Origin of the sequence: Guptibacillus hwajinpoensis (assembly GCF_005144865.1) — a bacterium.
In the GTDB taxonomy this organism is placed as follows: Bacteria; Bacillota; Bacilli; order Bacillales; family Guptibacillaceae; genus Guptibacillus; species Guptibacillus hwajinpoensis_A.
On the sequence record NZ_SWFM01000002.1, the window covers coordinates 42,003 to 59,603 of the forward strand.

A 17,601-nucleotide genomic window follows, 5' to 3' on the forward strand; every position below is an offset into this window, starting at 1 on the left:
TCCAATCAGCGAAGTGTGGCTTTTTATACGAAAAACCCTTTAAATACAACAATAAACAATCTTTTTGAAATAGCCTTTATAAAAAATGTACTTGAATTATTCTGGAACTGAAATTAACCGCACACAACATTACCCTCTCATACCTTTTCATTTCTCTATCTTCAGCCAAAAAACAAGAAAAAGTCCTGCTCCCTGGCAGGACTTTCTAGCTATACGATAAAGTTGAGGAAGAGTGCAGGCGTGGTGTGATTTCCTTTACTAGCTCATCACCTTTACCTTCTGCATAAAAATCGAGCAAGTTCTCAGCGATTTTTTGCTCAACTTCATAGGTGAGGCCAGTATGATAGTCGATGAGGAAATACATCTTACCGTCCTCATAGATTCCTGACAGCAGCTCATACTTGTCATACTCGAAGTGTACTTCTGTGCCATACTGAGTCATTTCAAGATAGGTTTCGAAAGGGGTAATGGGAAAAGCTTTTACTTTGTTCATGTTAATCCTCCTGGTCATATATTCGTTTTCAATAGAAAGTCTAACCAATTGGTAATCTATTTATACTTATTAATAGATTAAAAGAGTAAAAGTATTTTAAGAGCAAGATTGTACTGGAAGAAGCTTCTTCAAGCTATTACTTTGACATCTTCTTACTTCTGCTGTATCTTAATTCCTAGTTATTATATACGAATTATTTAGATTGGCTGTATAAGGAGGGTAACCAATGAAGAAAATTTGGTCGAGTTATATAAATGCTTCGTTAATTTTGAAAATATCCGTAGCCCTCATATTGGGGATTGCGGTTGGGGTAGTTTTTGGTGAGGATGCAGCTGTTTTAGCACCATTAGGAGATTTATTAATCAAGTTGCTATCATTTCTTATTATTCCACTTGTTCTCTTTACGTTAATTGTTGGGGTTAATCAAACGAAACTATCAAACCTTGGCAGTATGGGTGGAAAGGTATTCCTTTATTATGCACTAACATCTGCATTTGCCATTATTGTTGGGTTAACGGTTGCGAGTTTGTTTGATCCGGGTACTGGATTATCACTTAATCCTGATCAATCGTTTGATGTTCCTGAAAATCCAGGTATCATCAGTGTTTTATTAAGCATCGTACCATCAAACATTGTGACAGCGTTTAGTGAAATGAATTTACTTGGCATCATCTTCACCGCATTCGCTTTCGGTATAGCCATTTCTGCATTACGAACTTCAGCAGAGCACGCTGAATTAGGAGAACACCTCTACAAAGTTGTAGAAGGGTTGAATGAGGCAACTTTTAAAATTATGAACGTTGTTCTTCAGTACGTTCCAATCGGTATCTTTGCGATTATCGCTAAGACAATTGGAAACCAGGGATTAGATACGATCCTTTCTCTAGGAAACATGATTGCTGTGCTTTATATTGCGTTACTCGTACAGGTTGCCATTTATGTGATCTTCCTAGTCTTTTTCAAAGTTAGTCCGAAAGAGTTCTTCTCTAAAGCACGTACACCGATGATTACGGCTTTTGCTACACAAAGTAGTTCCGGTACGTTGCCGTTAACTTTGAATGCAGCAAATGGCTTGGGTCTACCAAAAAGCTTGTATGGATTTAGCTTACCGCTTGGTGCAACAATCAATATGGATGGGGCAGCCATTCGAATTGCGATCTCAGCGGTATTTGCGGCTAACGTCGTGGGTGCACCGTTAAGCTTTACTGACATGCTCATGATTGTGATTGTTGGTACATTAGCAACGATCGGTACAGCAGGTGTTCCTGGTGCTGGTATTGTAATGATTGCTACTGTTTTTGCTCAGGTTGGATTGCCGATGGAAACTGTTGCATTGTTAACAGCCGTTGATGCCTTAGTCGGAATGGGCGCTACGGCATTGAACGTAACAGGAGATCTCGTTGGGGCAACAATCATTGGACGGAAAGAAAAATCGAAGTAGTAGATAGGATGAGAGACCAGGCAATTGGCCTGGTCTTTTTTAATTTCTATGTAAAAACCCACAAATGCTAGCACTTATTTCTTAAGTTTACCTATCTGCCCTTTAAATAATCTAAATTTTATAATAATATTGTCTTTAGAGCTTTTATGTGTAAAAGGGAATGGGGGATATGGGTGGCAGATCAATTAAAAGGAATATGGAAAGATTGGCGTTTGCATATGCTTGTTTTTGCTATTGTTGCGTTAACTGAGTGGATTGGAGTATTTTCGTTTACGGTAGGGCCAGGTGTGGTTTTACTGTTGCCGATGCTATACGCGATGTTAATCGGATTAGGATTGTTTTTCACACCTGTTGTAAAAAAGAAGCAGGCACTGAATGCTGAACCACTAATTGTTCTTGGTGTAACACTATTAATTGCCAAAATCGGTGTAATTATAGGACCATCTTTACCAAAGTTAATTGAAGCAGGACCAGCACTATTGCTTCAGGAGTTTGGTAATCTAGGTACTATTTTTCTTGCACTACCAATCGCTGTCATGCTCGGCCTAAAAAGAGAGAGTATTGGTATGACGCATTCTGTTGCAAGGGAGCCGAATGTTGGATTAATCGTTGATAAATATGGATTCAATTCGCCAGAAGGAAGAGGCGTTATGGCAATTTATATTTTCGGAACGGTGTTTGGTGCTGTTTTCATGGGAGTGATTTCAGGGTTCCTCGCGACTATTACTCCAATTCATCCGCTGTCTTTCGCAATGGCATCTGGCATAGGGAGTGGAAGCATGATGGCTGCTGCTAGTGGCTCGCTCGTTGCGGCTTTTCCAGCGTTTTCTGATGACATTATTGCTTTTGCAGGAGCAAGTAATTTGCTATCGCTCTCTACTGGTCTTTATATGAGTATTCTCATTGGATTACCTCTTACGGAGAAAATGTATACCGTACTAACAAGAAAGAAACAGCGTAATGCAGAGATTGGGAAGGGGGCGTAAGGATGTTATTGAAAAATATACAAGAATGGACATTGTTGTTGCTCATTTTCGGAGTGATTGCCGCGGTCGGAAATTGGGTTGGATATAGTGTTTTCCCGGTTTCCGCATTACCTGGTATGGTTGTATTAATCCTTATTTGCCTTGCTGGACTTATTCTGCAGCACGTTCTACCTGTTAATATACCGAGCGTTGCTTATATAGGAATCATTGGTATTATCGTATCTATGCCTGTTATGCCGGGATCAGAGTATGTAGTGAAGTGGACGCAGGATATTAATATCCTAGCGCTTGCGACACCGATACTCGCATATGCAGGAATTGCGATTGGACGATCTTGGACGGATTTTGTGAAGCTAGGTTGGAGAAGCATTGTTGTCGCAATGTTTGTGATGGTCGGTACGTTTCTTGGATCAGCGCTTATCGCTGAAATGGTACTTCGCATGCAAGGTTTGATTTAATAGACTCCCATTCGGGGGTCTTTTTCATTTGAGAAATGTAGGCAGTTTTTCGAGAAGAGCAATTGTTGAACAGTGGGTTTTCTCGATGTTTCCAGATAAGTCAGCTGCAGGGAGATGAAAAAGGTTGATTGATTTTGAAGAGGTGAACCAATCTTTTCGGTGTGGGGCTGTATGCGTAACATCGTTCCAAACTGAAAGTGGAGGGCTATAGATTCTTGGTCCTTTTATAATAGTGCAGTTCTTCAGCTCCCGTCTTGCGTTAGGCTCGCCATCTTTCACAGTGTTGTATAAATGTGGCCAGTAGTCTTTTCTTGAGCCTGTGTGTGGATGTGATTCTGCCCATTCAAGCACACTACGCACGAGCTGTTCACTAGAAAAAAGCTGGGCATATAGCCTTTTACCAAGGTTGATCCTTTCCTTTACATATAAAAAGTGATGCGCTGTTTCTCCCATTAAATGAACTGCATTACCATTTTGCTTAGGAAAAAGCAGCGTATTTGTATTTAATATTTCTTGTAGTTGAAAAGCAAGCGTATGAAAAACGGTTTGCTGGTAATCTTTCATTTGAATTACACGTGATTCAATGTAATGCTGCTCATTTATAATAAGGGCGATTGTTAGAAGATCTGATTTTCTTTTTGTTAAGAAATCATTCCAACATATCTTCATAAAGGAAGAGACATGGAATGCAGGTAAAAGGTGAAAAAGAGACTGTGCTTTTTTCATGCTTTCATGATAAAGAAGCAGTTGCGGATAAGCATCTTGGAAAATAAGCCAGTTCCCACGTTCTAAGAATGAGAAAAAAGCTTCTTGTTGCTTACGTGTAAGAAGACGAGGAAGGTATTCGCCTTTTAGATCTGTCATCGTCCAACCTGCGTTACGTGATACAAGGTGGGCAAGCATGGACCAGTGAATCTCAGGGTGTTGCTGAAAGAAATCAAGATAAGCTTTCGTTCGTGTGACGTTGTTTCGATTATATGTAGCTGTTTTCTTTTGAATGGTGTTGATGAGCTGTAACTCGTTTTGTTTAAAGTGCGGGGTTGGTAGTTGCTTGTTATGCTGTAGCTCTTTTAATAGCAAAGTTGAAGGGGAGTTACTGAGTGACGATTGAAACAGTGATTTAAGAAACGCCATTAGCAAACACCCCCGCTCTTCTTTCTATATATCTATGATGCTCTTAGTTAGAAAGAAGAGTGGAGTTCATCTTTTGTCTTCCTCTATCTATTAGAGAGGATCGTAAGCGTGTATGATAGAAGTATTCATAAGCATTAGTAATTATTTTATTATTACGTAATTATGTGCGCATCATTATTTTGGAATAGAGTACTTTGAGGGGAGGCCTAACAGACTGATGTCTAATGGCCGGTTTAAAGAGAAGCTTGAATCTGATGAGCTTCTCGAAATCATTTTTGACTATGCTGCCGAAATCACATTGGAACATAATCTGGACCGACTATTAATACTCATGGCTAATATGGGACGTGATATGACAGTCGCCGAGCGTTGTATACTCTGGCTTTATGATGAACGGACAGATGAACTATGGGCAAAAGTCGCTCATAGTATGGACGAAGTTCGTATTCCTTCAAAAGCTGGACTTGCAGGCTATGTTTTTCAAACAACAAAACCTCTCGTGATTGAAGATGCCTATGAGGACGAACGGTTTCGTTCAGATGTTGATGTGAAAACAGGCTATCGAACGAAATCGGTTATGGTAATTCCTTTAATAAATAAGCAGAATAAAATACTTGGAGTCTATCAAGTGATTAATAAATTAACGGAAGAAGAAGTGTTTACAGAGCAGGATGTGAAGTACTTAAGTCTTGCTTCTTCTTATACAGCACAAGCTCTTGAAGCAGTCCTAATGAACATTGAAATGGAAGAAGCTCAGAAGGAAATCATATTCAAGATGGGCGAAATCGGTGAAGTGCGATCAAAAGAAACGGGCAATCATGTTAAACGTGTAGCCGAATATGCAAAGTTACTAGCGATTAAAGCCGGGTTAAGTGAGGAAGAAGCAGATCTCATTAGAGTCGCTTCCCCAATGCATGACATTGGAAAAGTAGCGATTCCAGATGCTATTTTGAATAAACCCGGTAGATTATCAAAAGAAGAATACACAGCTATTCAGGCTCACTCAAATATCGGCTATGATCTACTAAAGAATTCGAATCGGAGTATTTTGCAGGGGGCAGCTGTGATTGCGAAACAACATCATGAGCGGTGGGATGGCCGCGGGTACCCAGATGGTCTTAGCGGTGAAGACATTCACTTATACGGAAGAATTGTCTCAGTTGTAGACGTATTTGATGCGCTCGCATCAGATCGTCCATACAAAAAAGCGTGGAGCATTAATCGTATTATTACTCACTTTACTAAAGAAAAAGGTAAGCAATTTGATCCAGTTTTAATTGATCTCTTTCTCAAGCATCTAGACGGTTTTCTAGCAATTAAAGAACAATATGATGACCATTAGAAACGAAAAAGAGCGCAAATCGTAACGGTCGGCTTCTGTTTTGAAGTACAAACCCATAATTGCACGAGAAAATGGTATTCGAATTTGAAACTTAAACATCAAAAAAATCGTACAAAAAAAGGTCAGTGGCTAATGCCTCTGACCGTATATTTCTTAATAGTTATGCTTCATTAAAGCTCCCTATAGATGAAAATCTATTTACAAACCTAAACTATGGTGGAACTGATTACATAGGAGATAAACGCTTTGATAGTAGTCTAAAAGTTGCGTTCTTATCCATTTTAAGCTAAGAAGTCACAAAAGAGATTTCAAGCACCTACTTCGGCAAGGTCCGGAGGGGGATGGCGAGACTCCTGCGGGATGAGCATGACATGTGAGACCCCGGAAGGCGAAGCCTGAGGAGGCTCAGCGCATGCCCCGCGGAAAGCGAGTCATCCCCCGGAGGACCTTATCCCCACACAATTATCTCGAATTTAATTTTTGTATTAAACTGGCCATTAATAAATTGGAGCAGCAAATCGCATAGATTTGGCGCTCTTTTTTCCATTCATGTAAAGGAATGAAGCTCAGAAAGTTCTCGATCAAGAGTCTGCGCGATCGCTTCCATACCGGAAATACCTGCTTTACTTTCTGCATCAGCATTGTAATTCGTATTTGTGTTCACATCATACGTAAAGAGATCACCGCGCTCATTCTGAATGCACTCGATTCCTGCAAACGCAATACCATTCGCTTTTAAGAAAGCTTCATAATTTGCGAGAACAGGGTGATCAAAGTTCTCGATAATTTCGAATTTCGGTCTAGGCTGTTCCGTTGTCGGGCAGAATGAGTCGCCTACCTGACACGCATCTGCTGGACAAAGCTCAAAACCTTCAGATGTATCAACGCGGACAGCGTAGAGAAACTTTCCGCCTACGAATTCGCAACGCGTAATGGAAGAGTCTGGTGATTGAATGTATTGCTGAAGCAATGTAATGCCATCGATTGACTCATCGAACGCTTCACTTTCAACATAAGATTTTAGGGATTCAGGATGTTGGAAAAGTTGAACACCGAGTCCTTTTCCAGCTCGATTATGCTTTGTAATGAACGGCTCGCTGAAGGAATCTGCTGCTTTCTTAAGGTGATCTTTCCCAACCGCTGCAATGGTCTTTGGTGTGACGATGCCATGTTGTCTCAGCGCATTATACTGAGCGACTTTGCTCACTTCTAGTGCTAGAGCGCGACTATCGTTCAGTACTTTACGTCCATGACTTTCAAGCCATGAAAGCACGGCGGCTGTATATTCAGGTGCATAGCGATGTCCCCTCGTATGAGAAGATGCGCTCATGCGATTATAATAAATCCCTTCAGGTGGAACGTCTGATAAATCGAGAGTCCCTTCGCTTAAAAACCAATCTTCGTATGGCACATTAAGTGTCTCTAACTCATGCTTAAGTGGCTTCGTCCACTCGTCATTTTCGTGAATGATGTATACTTTTGCACTCATGTTATGGCCTCCTTCACAAATAGCCGTTAAAACCCATCAATTTACTCAAGTATAAAACACCTTCGCTTAAATTCCCAGTGAAAACGTTTAAGTCAAATAAAAAGGCTCTTTTCGTAGACATTGTTGCTATAGGAGGTTGATTTCCGCTCCAGGATGCTCGCTTTCCGCGGGGCGGGCGGTGAGCCTCCTCGTCGCTAACGCTCCTGTGGGGTCTCACCTGTCCCGCTAGTCCCGCAGGAGTCGAGCATCCTTCCGCTCCAATCAGCGAATTGTAGTGTTTAGTTCAACAATAGTTCAAAAGCAACAATCTTTTATAAAAGAGCGAATAAAAAACAGAGCCATTTAGGCTCTACTGAATGAACTAGATTGACCAGTTCCCATCTCGGAAAATCGGTTCACTTGATCCATCTTCTTTAATGCCATCGATATCCATCTCCTGGGATCCAATCATAAAGTCAACATGCGTTACACTTTCGTTGGCTCCTGCTGCTTCTAGCTCTTCTTTCGACATGTTCTTTCCGCCTTCAAGACAGAAGGAATACGCATTTCCAATCGCAAGATGATTGGAAGCGTTTTCGTCAAACAACGTGTTGAAGAAGATAATTTCAGCATTTGATATAGGAGAGTCATGAGGGACAAGTGCCACTTCGCCAAGGTAATGGGAACCTTCATCCGTTTCAATGAGGTGTTGAAGCGTTTCATTCCCGTGTTTCGCTTCCGCTTTAATGATTCGACCATCTTCAAATGTTAGAGAGAAGTCTTCAATAACTGTTCCACCATAGCTAAGTGGCTTAGTTGAAGCGACAACTCCATTGATTCCATTTTTATGAGGGATGGTGAAAACTTCCTCAGTCGGCATATTTGCAACAAAGTAATCGCCTTTCACATTCTCGCTCACACCGCCCACCCATAGATGTGCGTCAGGTAACTCGATCGTTAAATCGGTACCAGGTGCTTTGTAATGAAGTTTCTTGTAGTGTTTTTTATTTAAATAATCAACTTTTTGCTCAAGGTTTGCACTATGCTCTTTCCAAGACTGAACAGGGTCACCTGTTGAGACGCGAGTTGCTTGGAAAATGGCATCCCAAAGTTTTGCTTCCTGTTCTTCTTCAGGTGCGTCAGGAAAGACTTTCGCTGCCCATGCTTTAGAAGGAACAGCTACAACAGACCAGCTATTATGGTCAGACATGATGTAATTACGGTACCCTTCCATCGCTTTTCCAGCTGTTTTACTCGCATTGGATATCCGTTCAGGATCTACGCCTTTCAGAAGATCTGGATTTGAAGAGGTAATCGAAAGGAATGCTGCACCGTTCTCTGCCAGTTCTTCGAAGCCTTTTGCTTTCCATGTTGGGAATTCTTTGAATGCTTCGTCTGGAGCTTTATCAAACTTGATGCGCGTTAAATCTTCATCGTTCCATTCAACATGAACATTTTTTGCTCCAGATTCATACGCGCTTTCTGCAATGTTACGAACGAATTCAGCTGATGTTAGTGGAGCATTCACTACAAGGGTTTGTCCCTTTTGAATGTTAACGCCAACTCTAACCGCTAAATCTGCGTATTTCTGTAAATTTTCATGAAAGGTAGCCATAGCTCATGATCTCCTTTATCTCGAGTAGTCATACAACTCAAGTGTATCAGATTTCTTTCTTTTTAGTAATTTATTCCTCTATTGCAGTTCGGCAAAGCAAGTTTCTGGCAATAAACCCTCCATTCGGGATATGTTATAAGTAAATCTTCTATATTGGAGTGGTAGAGAATGAGTACGAATTATGAGCTTGCAACATTTGCCGGTGGCTGTTTCTGGTGTATGGTTGAGCCCTTTGAAGAAATGCCCGGCATTCAAAGCATTGTTTCTGGATATACAGGCGGAGAAAAGCCTTATCCAACTTACGAAGAAGTGATTTCAAAAGCAACCGGCCACGTTGAGGCCGTTCAAATTACATTTGATTCATCTGTTTTTCCATATAGTAAACTTCTCGACCTGTTCTGGCGTCAAATTGATCCGACAGATGCAGGCGGACAGTTCTTTGATCGAGGCGATACGTATATTACCGCGATCTATTATCATAATGACGAGCAGGAAAAGCTTGCTGAGGAATCGCGTAAAGAATTAGAAGCAAGCGGCCGATTCCAGAAACAAATCGTAACAAAGATCTTACCTGCAAAACCGTTCTATCCAGCCGAGGATTATCACCAGGATTATCATAAGAAAAACCCGGCTCATTATAATCGTTATAAGAAAGGCTCTGGACGCGCAGATTTCATTGAAAAGAATTGGGCATACCAAAAGGATGATGCTGAACTTCGCGAGCGTTTAACAGATGTTCAATATGAAGTGACCCAAAAGAATGGTACAGAGCGCCCATTTCAAAACGAATATTATAACAACGAAAAAGTAGGCATTTACGTTGATATCGTTTCAGGTGAGCCGCTTTTTAGTTCAACTGATCAATATGACGCAGGATGCGGTTGGCCAAGTTTTACGCAACCAATTCATAATCATCGCGTGAAAGAGAAGAAAGACCTAAGCCACTTTATGATTCGAACAGAAGTACGAAGTAAGGAAGCCGATTCTCATCTTGGGCATGTCTTTAATGATGGACCTGGAGAAAATGGTCTACGCTATTGTATTAATTCAGCAGCGATGAAATTTATTCCTGTGGAATGTCTCGAGGAAGAAGGTTACGGAGAATATCGAGTGCTTTTTGAATGAGAGAAGTTGACGTAGCCATTGTAGGTGGTGGCATTGCTGGCATTGTTGCTGCCACTAAGCTGATTGAAAGTGGAAAAGAAGTTCTTGTTCTTGATAAAAGTAAAAGCGTCGGCGGGCGTCTTGCAACAAGACGAATCAACGGTGGTAAAGCAGATCACGGTGCTCAATTTTTTACAGTGAGAACAGAACAATTCCAGCAGTTAGTCGATCGCTGGGAGCAGAATGGCTGGGTGTCTAAATGGTTTGGTGAAAATCATGCAAGATACAAGTCGACGGATGGGATGAATCAATTGGTAAAGCACCTCGCGAGCGAGGTGCCAGTCCAGTTGTCTTTTAAAGTCGATCGGATTGAGCGAGATGGAAATTCCTACGTGCTGGTTCCTGAAGAAGGAGACGATGTTAAAGCGCACACTGTTCTTTTAACACCACCTGCACCACAGTCACTTCAGCTTCTTCAAGCAAGCGATAGTCAGCTATCAAATTATGCCCATCACTCACTGAACCGTATTGTGTTTGATCCGGCGCTTGTTGGCTTGGTTTCCTTGAAAGAAGGGGCGTCTACAAAACTTCCGAATTCGGGTCATCAAGACTCGGATCTGCCTGAAGGCATTGAACGGATTGTTGATAGCTCTTCAAAGGGAATCTCAACTGAACGAATTATTAGTATTTATGCGACTTCAGAGCTTTCAAAATTTCTTTACTCAGAAGAGGATGAACTCATTCTAAGGGAGCTAATTTCAAGAGTATCCCACATTATTCATTCTGAGCATGTATCATCTTCTCAGCTTAAGAGATGGCGTTATGCTCAGGCTGAGCAGGTTCATTCTTCTCCTACACTCTGGGTGTCAGAACATGAATCAATTGTTGTCGCTGGAGACGCTTTTTTACGAAGTGATGATCAATCTGGTAGAACTAGAATCGAAAGTGCGGTCTTATCAGGATTAACTGCTGCAAATGAAATTAATGATGGAATGGAGAGAAAGGCTTCGTTGTGAAGCCTTTCTTTTTTATTTCATTTCCTTTTAGAAAGTTTCGAAAATAGAGCGATGTTTCGTGATTATTCAGTTATAATATATTAATGGTAAATTTTACATAGTTATTAATCGATATAACCAAACCAACTTAAAACAGGGTGTATGTGAATGAATCTATTAACGAAAAACGATCATATCATCGAGATAATCTTATCGTTGTTTCGATGGGTATTCTTACTCATTGCCGGTAGCTATTACTACTTCTACCTAGATGGAAGTAGCTTCGGATTTTTAATTCTTTTTCTCTTTGGATTAGTTTACATGGCAGTTTCAGAATTTGCTCTTCATAAGACCGAAATCAACTCCAGTTTGTATCTTTTTATGACTAAAGTAAGTGTGGTCTTTGACTATGTAGCGTTTCTCTGGCTCGTTTCGTTAACAGGTGGAGAAGGAAGTCCATTCTTCCCAATCGGATACTTACTTATTTTACATGTTGCGGTCTATTGGAAATTTAGTGGAGGGATAATCGCATCAATTCTTCTAGGAGCAGGGTATACAGGCATCCTTTTATTAAATGGATACCCTTTTCAGGGGGAGCAGTTAATCGCTTATTTGTTTGATTGTATGTTTCTCTTATTTATGGGTGTTCTAGGAGGAATCATTGTTTCAAGAGAGCGGAAGATGAGATCCAAGAATACGAAGCTTGAGGATATTGCACGCAAGGATTTTCTAACGGATCTTTACAATCATCGCGCATTCCAAGAAGATCTACATATTTGTTCGAAAAATGATCAGCCACTCTTGCTTGTCCTTGCTGATATCGATTACTTTAAATCTGTTAATGACAGATTCGGGCACTTGGTGGGTGATGATGTTTTAAAGCAGATCGGGATGGTAGTGAAAAAGGAGCTCCAAGATGACGTGAGAGCCTATCGCTATGGTGGTGAAGAGTTCGCTTTTATTCTAAATGCGACAAATCGTGAAGAAGCAAAAGAGTGCTTATTGCGTATTCAATTCGTGATAAGGAAGTTGCGTTTCACAGCTGATGCTGAACAGTTTTCTGTTACGATGAGCTACGGAACCGCTCTTTTTCCACAGGAAAGCAGTATTGATCAGAGCTTGCGCATTGCGGATGAGCGTTTGTATGAGGCGAAAAGATTGGGGAGAAATCGCATATGTTGGTATGACCAACAGGTAGAGGAGGGTCACGCGCGTTAGCGAGATCCTCCTTTGTCTATGATTGAGGTGACAATATGTTTTGAGGAATTTTCAAATAGTGAGAAGTAGTTAAGAATATGTTTGGTTGGGAAAAGTTCTTTTTGAATTGCTGACGCTGGTTTTCCATCATTGTATTTTTGGAGCACTTGGTCTTGAACAGAACGAAGGTAATGGAGCTTCTCTTCTAATCGTCTCCTACCGTTTGGAAGAACGCCTGCATGGGAGCATAAGACAGTATCGAAATCGTAAGTTAACACCTTTTCAAGAGACGTAATAACGTCAGGGATCGATTCGAACGCAAAGATGCTTTTTGGATGGCTCATGACGTAAAGGTCACCTGTAAACAACCAGCCCTGTTCTTTCTCAAGCAGCGCAAGATGATCTGGAGCATGGCCAGGTGTGTGAATCAATTCAAATGTGTGGTGCTTCGTTTGTAATGGATGCTGAATTGGTTCGGGTGTGAATGGTTTTCTTGAGCCCCAGAAGACGCGCCGGTAGAAAGGTAAATGCGGTTTCTGCTCGCAGAGATGGATTCCTGCAGGATGAATATAGGTTGGAACATTTGTATTTAGAACAGATGCGTTACCTGTATGGTCTTCATGATGATGCGTGAAAATGATTTGATTGTAGGTTTCCTTTGATAGGTAATCTATAACTTCTTTTTGCAGGCGTTTCGGACCGCTATCGATCAAAAGCCCATCAATAAGGTAAAGATAGACGTTCATTCTAACGCCGCCAAGCTTAAATGTACCTTTAATCGCTTTAATGCTCTCAAATTCTGACACAGTGAGCAAAATTAATCACACCTTCCACTAGTCTAGTTTTAGTATAGCTAGTTTTCTTTAGAAAAAAAGCATGATTGGGTGCTTGAGTTGCGGTTTATTGTCCGAAAATGAGATATATTAGCCGAAATCGAGATTTATTGTCCAAAATTGGATTTTATTAGCCAAAATCAAAATATATTAACCAAATGACAAAATAGAGCCGCCGGATTGGCAGCCCCCTCTCATTTCAACACTTACTTCGCGATTGCTACTAACTCAACTTCCATATTGCCGCGAGTCGCTCTAGAATAAGGGCAAGTCTGGTGTGCAGCTTCCACTAATTCTTCTGCAGTTGCTTGATCAACGCCAGGAATTGTTACTTGTAGCTTTGCGCTAAGTCCGAATGCGCCGTCTTCTTCTTTCCCAATCGATACGTGAGCTTCCACTGAAGTGTCTTTGATCTTAATACGCTTCATGCGTGCAACCATATTTAGTGCGCTATCGAAGCATGCGGCATAGCCTGCTGCAAATAGTTGTTCAGGGTTAGTTGCTTCTCCACCTTGACCACCAAGCTCCTTAGGCATACGAAGATCCATGTTGATGACACCGTCTGATGACTCTACTTTACCTTGACGACCGCCGTTTGCTACTGCTTTTGCTGTGTATAAAGCTTCCATTATAAGTTCCTCCTATTATTTAAGTTGTGCACAATTAAATTTTACAAAATTAAATATACAAGAGCTCTATTATTTTGTCAACGAAACAACTCAAGTTGACATCTTTCTCTAATCAGGATAAATTGATTGTGCACAACTTATTACAAAAGAAGGTGTTAGAAATCGAACATAATGATCAATTGAAATTAGAAAACCAGCTCTGTTTTTCGGTTTATGCATGTTCAAGGGAAATCACGAAAATGTATCGCCCTTATTTAGATAAATTAGGAATTACGTATCCTCAATACCTTGTTTTGCTTGTTCTATGGGAACAACATGAAACCACGGTTAAAGCACTTGGAGCTGAACTCTATTTAGATTCTGGAACGCTTACCCCATTGCTTAAGCGAATGGAGGAGTCTGGGCTTGTTAGAAGAGAACGTTCAAAAGAAGATGAACGAAGAGTGATGGTTCGTTTAACGACTAAAGGGGAAGAGTTAAAGGACGATGCTTCCATTATTCCTGATGCTATGGCGACTAACAGTGGTCTCTCAAAAGAGGAATTCACAAAAGCGTTAACTAGCTTCCAACAGTTGTTGGATCATATTCATTCTGTAAATGATAAAAAATGAAGCATTGACAGATTGAGCTGAACAAAAGTATAATTGTCTCGAATTCAAGATATTAGGAGCTAAGGGTGAGTGCCATGAGTGAAATGGATCGTGAACTGTCATTAAAACTTTTTATTGTGCTTGCAAGGGCTAGTCGATCTGTAACAGATGAAATTAAAACGGATATTCAGAGCTATGGATTAAATCCTACAGAATTCGCTGTACTTGAATTGCTTTATCACAAAGGGAGCCAGCCGTTGCAGCAAATTGGAGAGAAAATCCTACTCGCAAGTGGAAGCATCACGTATGTTGTCGACAAGCTTGAAGGTAAGGGATATTTAACGCGAAATCCTTGTCCGAATGACCGTCGGATTACACATGCGGTGATTACAGATGTAGGGAAAAGCTTAATGGATCGAATCTTCCCAGATCATGAGAAACAGGTTCAATCGATTTTTGCAGGATTGGATGTAAGCGAAAAGGAAACGGCTATTGACTTACTGAAGAAACTTGGTCACTACGCAGAGAAGCTTTAAGAGCTTCTTTTCTACCTAATATCTCGAATTGAAGATACTTGAAATAAAGACAATTGGAATGTTTACTTAAATCTCATGCGGGTAAAATCTCGAAGTAGAGATAATTGAGATCGAACTAAATTAGATCAGCCGGCAGTGGCTTTTCTATAGATTACAATTCAAAAAGGAGTGGCATTATGAGTACAAAAATTTTAATTCCGTATTACAGTGCATATGGGCACATTTATCAAATGGTGCAGGCGGTAGCAGAAGGCGCGAAAGGCGCTGGCGACGTTGAAGTGAAGATTGTAAAAGTTCCAGAATTTGATGTTGTAAAACAGGCGATGTCCGCACAACCGCCTTACGTAGAAGCGCAGGAAGCACAGGATAATGTTCCTGAAGCAACGCATGATGACCTTCGTTGGGCTGACGGCATTGTTTGGGGAGTCCCGACTCGTTACGGCTCAATGCCAGCACAAATGAAGCAGTATCTTGATTCAGCTGGTTCACTCTGGATGAATGGTGAATTAGAAGGCAAAGCCACTGCAGTCGTCACTAGTACAGGTTCGATCCACGGTGGACAAGAAACAACGGCTCTTACAACGTTTGTCCCACTCATGCACTTTGGAATGATCTACGTGGGCTTACCTTATGGTGAAAACCCAGAGCAGCTTACAACTGACGGCATTGGTGGTTCACCATACGGTGCAACGACGATTGCTGGTGGTGATGGATCACGTACACCAGTAGAAGCTGAACTAACAATGGCATCTCGCCTTGGAGCACGCGTAGCGAAAGTTGCCGGTGCATTAAAAACGATATAACAAAAATAAATCCAGCTTCTCACATTGAGAGGCTGGATTTTTGTATGGGCGTGCTTGTTTCATTTAATGCGGTCACACCGAGTAATCCAAAAAGGGAAAACCCAAATGTGTTTACAAAACCATGAAAGAAGATCATTAAGGGTATACCAAGGATAACCGTCTCATTCACATGCGCAAAACCATAAATCATCGCTGAGCTCATGGAAAAGAGAAGGGAAACAAATGAAATGGATAACAGCATTTTCACTGCGTAATCCAAAGTTGGTATTAAATAAACGAGACAAAGAATTGAAAAAACGACGAGCGGCGTGACAAATTCTACTACTGAAGCAAATTCTAGGACAGGCATTGTGTCTCCGAACGTAATTCCTGCTGCAATAAATGGTGGTCCAATCAACACGAGGAAAGCAACTAACTTGAACCACGGCTTCAAAACGGGTGCTGTTCTAACAAGCATTCTTCCAATGAACGCCATTGAAATCGGTGTAATGAACGCGGCGTAGTGGAAATGAATAGATGTTAGCAGCACGATAACATCGCTAAAGTTAAGGATCTCTATTCCTGATCGATGGAGAACGAGCCACACACCACCGATACTGATATACATCAACCCAAGCTGTATTAGTACATTGAAAATCGTACTTTTTTTCCATTCTTGTAATAAGCGTGTGAAGCCGTATAGGGCAATGAAAATGGTTGTGATCAGCCATGGAACTGCAAAAAGAACTGCGATGAGTCCCTGGTCAAAAAAGAAGGATATGCCTGCACATATTGCAGCAAAGGGCTGAAGTCGTGTTGCGTAACGATAAAAAGTGTTCTTTTGCGGTACAAGGTTCAGCGTTAAAGGAACGAGAACCAGATAAGCGAATAGTAATAACATCATGACATATTGGAGTGTATCGATTGGCGTGGTAACTAGTTTCGCTACCACAAATAGTACCCAGAGAAATAGACCAGCAAAGCTACTTGTTTTCATCATGATTTCACCTCTCCTTTAGTGTACGATGAAGAGAAGTGAGAGAAAAGGAAATTTTTGAAAGAGAGGCGACTGAAATGGAAATGTCTACAAAGCCTGTACTAGGATTTATCGGTATAGGAGTAATGGGAGAAAGCATGGTACGTAATTTAATCAATGCAGGCTACCGAACCCTGATCTATTCAAGAACGAAAGAGAAGGCAGAGGCTCTTGTTAATGAGGGAGCTGAATGGCAGGGGTCTGTAAGAGATCTTGCATCTAATGCAGATGTGATCATGACGATGGTTGGCTATCCGAAAGATGTAGAAGAAGTATACATAGGAGAGAACGGATTACTTGAGAATGCTCGTGCTCATTCTATTTTGATTGATATGACCACATCAAGCCCAGCACTTGCGGAGGAAATCTATCAGCATGCTTTGTCAAAACAGCTCTATGCACTTGATGCTCCTGTTTCAGGAGGAGATGTTGGCGCGAGAGAAGGAAAGTTATCGATTATGGTTGGGGGTGAACTAGAAATCTTTGAGCAAGTTAAGCCTATCCTTGAAGTGATGGGACAAAACATTGTGCTGCAAGGTTCTGCAGGTGCTGGACAGCACACAAAAATGTGCAACCAGATTGCCATCGCAAGCAACATGGTCGGCGTTTGTGAAGCAATTGTCTACGCAGAAAAAGCTGGATTAAACCCTTCTACTGTTCTAGAAAGTATTGGATCAGGAGCGGCAGGTAGCTGGTCGTTAAGTAACCTTGCACCAAGAATGATTTCAAATCGCCTTGAGCCAGGTTTCTATGTGAAGCATTTCATTAAGGATATGACGATTGCACTGGAGTCTGCAAAGCATATGGGGATGCTCACACCAGGACTTGAGCTTTCAAAGCAATTGTACGAAGACCTCGCTGAACGAGGGGAAGAAGATAGCGGTACCCAAGCATTAGTAAAGTTATTTCGTGAAAATTAAATGCCAACAAAGAGACCCGCAGCACATGCTGCGGGTCTCTTT

18 protein-coding genes are annotated in these 17,601 nt (G+C 41.2%); 11 read left to right on the forward strand and 7 right to left on the reverse strand.

Features of this window, described 5'->3' with window-relative positions; all coding sequences use genetic code 11:
• Nucleotides 1-205: 205 nt before the first annotated feature.
• On the reverse strand, nucleotides 206-493 hold the full coding sequence (locus FBF83_RS07530) for a hypothetical protein (protein WP_136946556.1): 288 nt from the start codon (nucleotides 491-493) through the stop codon (nucleotides 206-208).
• A gap of 226 nt (nucleotides 494-719) precedes the next feature.
• Between FBF83_RS07530 and FBF83_RS07535 the strand changes: the two genes are divergently transcribed.
• The 3 genes from FBF83_RS07535 (at nucleotide 720) to FBF83_RS07545 (ending at nucleotide 3,378) form a co-directional block, all read left to right on the forward strand.
• Nucleotides 720-1,934: a dicarboxylate/amino acid:cation symporter gene (locus FBF83_RS07535; RefSeq protein WP_136946557.1), complete on the forward strand. Its 1,215-nt coding sequence runs from the start codon at nucleotides 720-722 to the stop codon at nucleotides 1,932-1,934.
• A gap of 173 nt (nucleotides 1,935-2,107) precedes the next feature.
• Entirely contained in the window at nucleotides 2,108-2,920 is an 813-nt protein-coding gene (locus tag FBF83_RS07540; protein WP_240688029.1) for a DUF3100 domain-containing protein, read from the forward strand.
• A gap of 2 nt (nucleotides 2,921-2,922) precedes the next feature.
• Entirely contained in the window at nucleotides 2,923-3,378 is a 456-nt protein-coding gene (locus FBF83_RS07545) for a hypothetical protein (protein WP_136946559.1), read from the forward strand.
• Between the two features lie 24 nt (nucleotides 3,379-3,402).
• Here the strand turns inward: FBF83_RS07545 and FBF83_RS07550 are convergent, their stop codons facing one another.
• Nucleotides 3,403-4,512, reverse strand: a complete 1,110-nt coding sequence (locus tag FBF83_RS07550; RefSeq protein ID WP_136946560.1) for a DUF2515 family protein — start codon at nucleotides 4,510-4,512, stop codon at nucleotides 3,403-3,405.
• A gap of 217 nt (nucleotides 4,513-4,729) precedes the next feature.
• On the opposite strand from FBF83_RS07550, the gene FBF83_RS07555 reads away from it, so the two are divergent.
• Nucleotides 4,730-5,854, forward strand: coding sequence for an HD domain-containing phosphohydrolase (locus tag FBF83_RS07555; protein WP_136946561.1), 1,125 nt, complete (start codon nucleotides 4,730-4,732; stop codon nucleotides 5,852-5,854).
• A gap of 547 nt (nucleotides 5,855-6,401) precedes the next feature.
• Here the strand turns inward: FBF83_RS07555 and FBF83_RS07560 are convergent.
• Nucleotides 6,402-7,343, reverse strand: coding sequence for an ATP-grasp domain-containing protein (locus FBF83_RS07560; RefSeq protein WP_136946562.1), 942 nt, complete (start codon nucleotides 7,341-7,343; stop codon nucleotides 6,402-6,404).
• 361 nt (nucleotides 7,344-7,704) lie between these two features.
• Entirely contained in the window at nucleotides 7,705-8,937 is a 1,233-nt protein-coding gene (locus FBF83_RS07565) for an aminopeptidase (RefSeq protein ID WP_136946563.1), read from the reverse strand.
• Nucleotides 8,938-9,105: 168 nt separating this feature from the next.
• Between FBF83_RS07565 and msrB the strand changes: the two genes are divergently transcribed.
• The 3 genes from msrB (at nucleotide 9,106) to FBF83_RS07580 (ending at nucleotide 12,254) form a co-directional block, all read left to right on the forward strand.
• Nucleotides 9,106-10,062 carry a peptide-methionine (R)-S-oxide reductase MsrB gene (msrB, locus tag FBF83_RS07570; RefSeq protein ID WP_136946564.1) on the forward strand — a complete coding sequence of 319 codons (957 nt, stop codon included), beginning with the start codon at nucleotides 9,106-9,108 and terminating at the stop codon, nucleotides 10,060-10,062.
• On the forward strand, nucleotides 10,059-11,057 hold the full coding sequence (locus FBF83_RS07575) for an NAD(P)/FAD-dependent oxidoreductase (protein WP_136946565.1): 999 nt from the start codon (nucleotides 10,059-10,061) through the stop codon (nucleotides 11,055-11,057). The genes msrB and FBF83_RS07575 overlap by 4 nt, the downstream gene beginning before the upstream one ends.
• A 147-nt stretch (nucleotides 11,058-11,204) precedes the next feature.
• Nucleotides 11,205-12,254 (forward strand): GGDEF domain-containing protein, encoded by a 1,050-nt coding sequence (locus tag FBF83_RS07580; RefSeq protein ID WP_136946566.1) that lies wholly within the window; start codon nucleotides 11,205-11,207, stop codon nucleotides 12,252-12,254.
• Here the strand turns inward: FBF83_RS07580 and FBF83_RS07585 are convergent.
• Both FBF83_RS07585 and FBF83_RS07590 read right to left on the reverse strand, forming a co-directional pair.
• A complete protein-coding gene (locus tag FBF83_RS07585; RefSeq protein ID WP_169525247.1) occupies nucleotides 12,251-13,039 on the reverse strand; it encodes an MBL fold metallo-hydrolase in 789 nt (262 codons plus the stop codon). The genes FBF83_RS07580 and FBF83_RS07585 overlap by 4 nt on opposite strands.
• A 233-nt stretch (nucleotides 13,040-13,272) precedes the next feature.
• Nucleotides 13,273-13,695 carry an organic hydroperoxide resistance protein gene (locus FBF83_RS07590; protein ID WP_136946568.1) on the reverse strand — a complete coding sequence of 141 codons (423 nt, stop codon included), beginning with the start codon at nucleotides 13,693-13,695 and terminating at the stop codon, nucleotides 13,273-13,275.
• 128 nt (nucleotides 13,696-13,823) lie between these two features.
• On the opposite strand from FBF83_RS07590, the gene FBF83_RS07595 reads away from it, so the two are divergent.
• The 3 genes from FBF83_RS07595 to wrbA all read left to right on the forward strand — a co-directional run bounded on the left by FBF83_RS07595 (nucleotide 13,824) and on the right by wrbA (nucleotide 15,624).
• Complete coding sequence (locus tag FBF83_RS07595; protein WP_276528441.1) at nucleotides 13,824-14,306, forward strand: MarR family winged helix-turn-helix transcriptional regulator; 483 nt, start codon at nucleotides 13,824-13,826, stop codon at nucleotides 14,304-14,306.
• A gap of 74 nt (nucleotides 14,307-14,380) precedes the next feature.
• Nucleotides 14,381-14,821: a MarR family winged helix-turn-helix transcriptional regulator gene (locus FBF83_RS07600; RefSeq protein WP_136946569.1), complete on the forward strand. Its 441-nt coding sequence runs from the start codon at nucleotides 14,381-14,383 to the stop codon at nucleotides 14,819-14,821.
• Between the two features lie 176 nt (nucleotides 14,822-14,997).
• Entirely contained in the window at nucleotides 14,998-15,624 is a 627-nt protein-coding gene (gene wrbA, locus FBF83_RS07605) for an NAD(P)H:quinone oxidoreductase (RefSeq protein ID WP_136946570.1), read from the forward strand.
• A gap of 19 nt (nucleotides 15,625-15,643) precedes the next feature.
• Here the strand turns inward: wrbA and FBF83_RS07610 are convergent, their stop codons facing one another.
• Nucleotides 15,644-16,603 (reverse strand): YndJ family protein, encoded by a 960-nt coding sequence (locus FBF83_RS07610; RefSeq protein WP_136946571.1) that lies wholly within the window; start codon nucleotides 16,601-16,603, stop codon nucleotides 15,644-15,646.
• A 35-nt stretch (nucleotides 16,604-16,638) separates the two neighbouring features.
• Here FBF83_RS07610 and FBF83_RS07615 point away from each other — a divergent pair, with 35 nt between their 5' ends.
• Entirely contained in the window at nucleotides 16,639-17,559 is a 921-nt protein-coding gene (locus FBF83_RS07615) for an NAD(P)-dependent oxidoreductase (RefSeq protein ID WP_255435950.1), read from the forward strand.
• Nucleotides 17,560-17,601: the final 42 nt, after the last annotated feature.

Coding starts and splice junctions, on each gene's coding strand:
- FBF83_RS07610 (WP_136946571.1), bottom strand. CDS start 16,603: ATGATGAAAACAAGTAGCTTTGCTGGTCTATTTCTCTGGGTACTATTT.
- FBF83_RS07575 (WP_136946565.1), top strand. CDS start 10,059: ATGAGAGAAGTTGACGTAGCCATTGTAGGTGGTGGCATTGCTGGCATT.
- FBF83_RS07600 (WP_136946569.1), top strand. CDS start 14,381: ATGAGTGAAATGGATCGTGAACTGTCATTAAAACTTTTTATTGTGCTT.
- FBF83_RS07590 (WP_136946568.1), bottom strand. CDS start 13,695: ATGGAAGCTTTATACACAGCAAAAGCAGTAGCAAACGGCGGTCGTCAA.
- msrB (WP_136946564.1), top strand. CDS start 9,106: ATGAGTACGAATTATGAGCTTGCAACATTTGCCGGTGGCTGTTTCTGG.
- FBF83_RS07550 (WP_136946560.1), bottom strand. CDS start 4,512: ATGGCGTTTCTTAAATCACTGTTTCAATCGTCACTCAGTAACTCCCCT.
- FBF83_RS07580 (WP_136946566.1), top strand. CDS start 11,205: ATGAATCTATTAACGAAAAACGATCATATCATCGAGATAATCTTATCG.
- FBF83_RS07535 (WP_136946557.1), top strand. CDS start 720: ATGAAGAAAATTTGGTCGAGTTATATAAATGCTTCGTTAATTTTGAAA.
- FBF83_RS07565 (WP_136946563.1), bottom strand. CDS start 8,937: ATGGCTACCTTTCATGAAAATTTACAGAAATACGCAGATTTAGCGGTT.
- FBF83_RS07545 (WP_136946559.1), top strand. CDS start 2,923: ATGTTATTGAAAAATATACAAGAATGGACATTGTTGTTGCTCATTTTC.
- FBF83_RS07555 (WP_136946561.1), top strand. CDS start 4,730: ATGTCTAATGGCCGGTTTAAAGAGAAGCTTGAATCTGATGAGCTTCTC.
- wrbA (WP_136946570.1), top strand. CDS start 14,998: ATGAGTACAAAAATTTTAATTCCGTATTACAGTGCATATGGGCACATT.
- FBF83_RS07560 (WP_136946562.1), bottom strand. CDS start 7,343: ATGAGTGCAAAAGTATACATCATTCACGAAAATGACGAGTGGACGAAG.
- FBF83_RS07530 (WP_136946556.1), bottom strand. CDS start 493: ATGAACAAAGTAAAAGCTTTTCCCATTACCCCTTTCGAAACCTATCTT.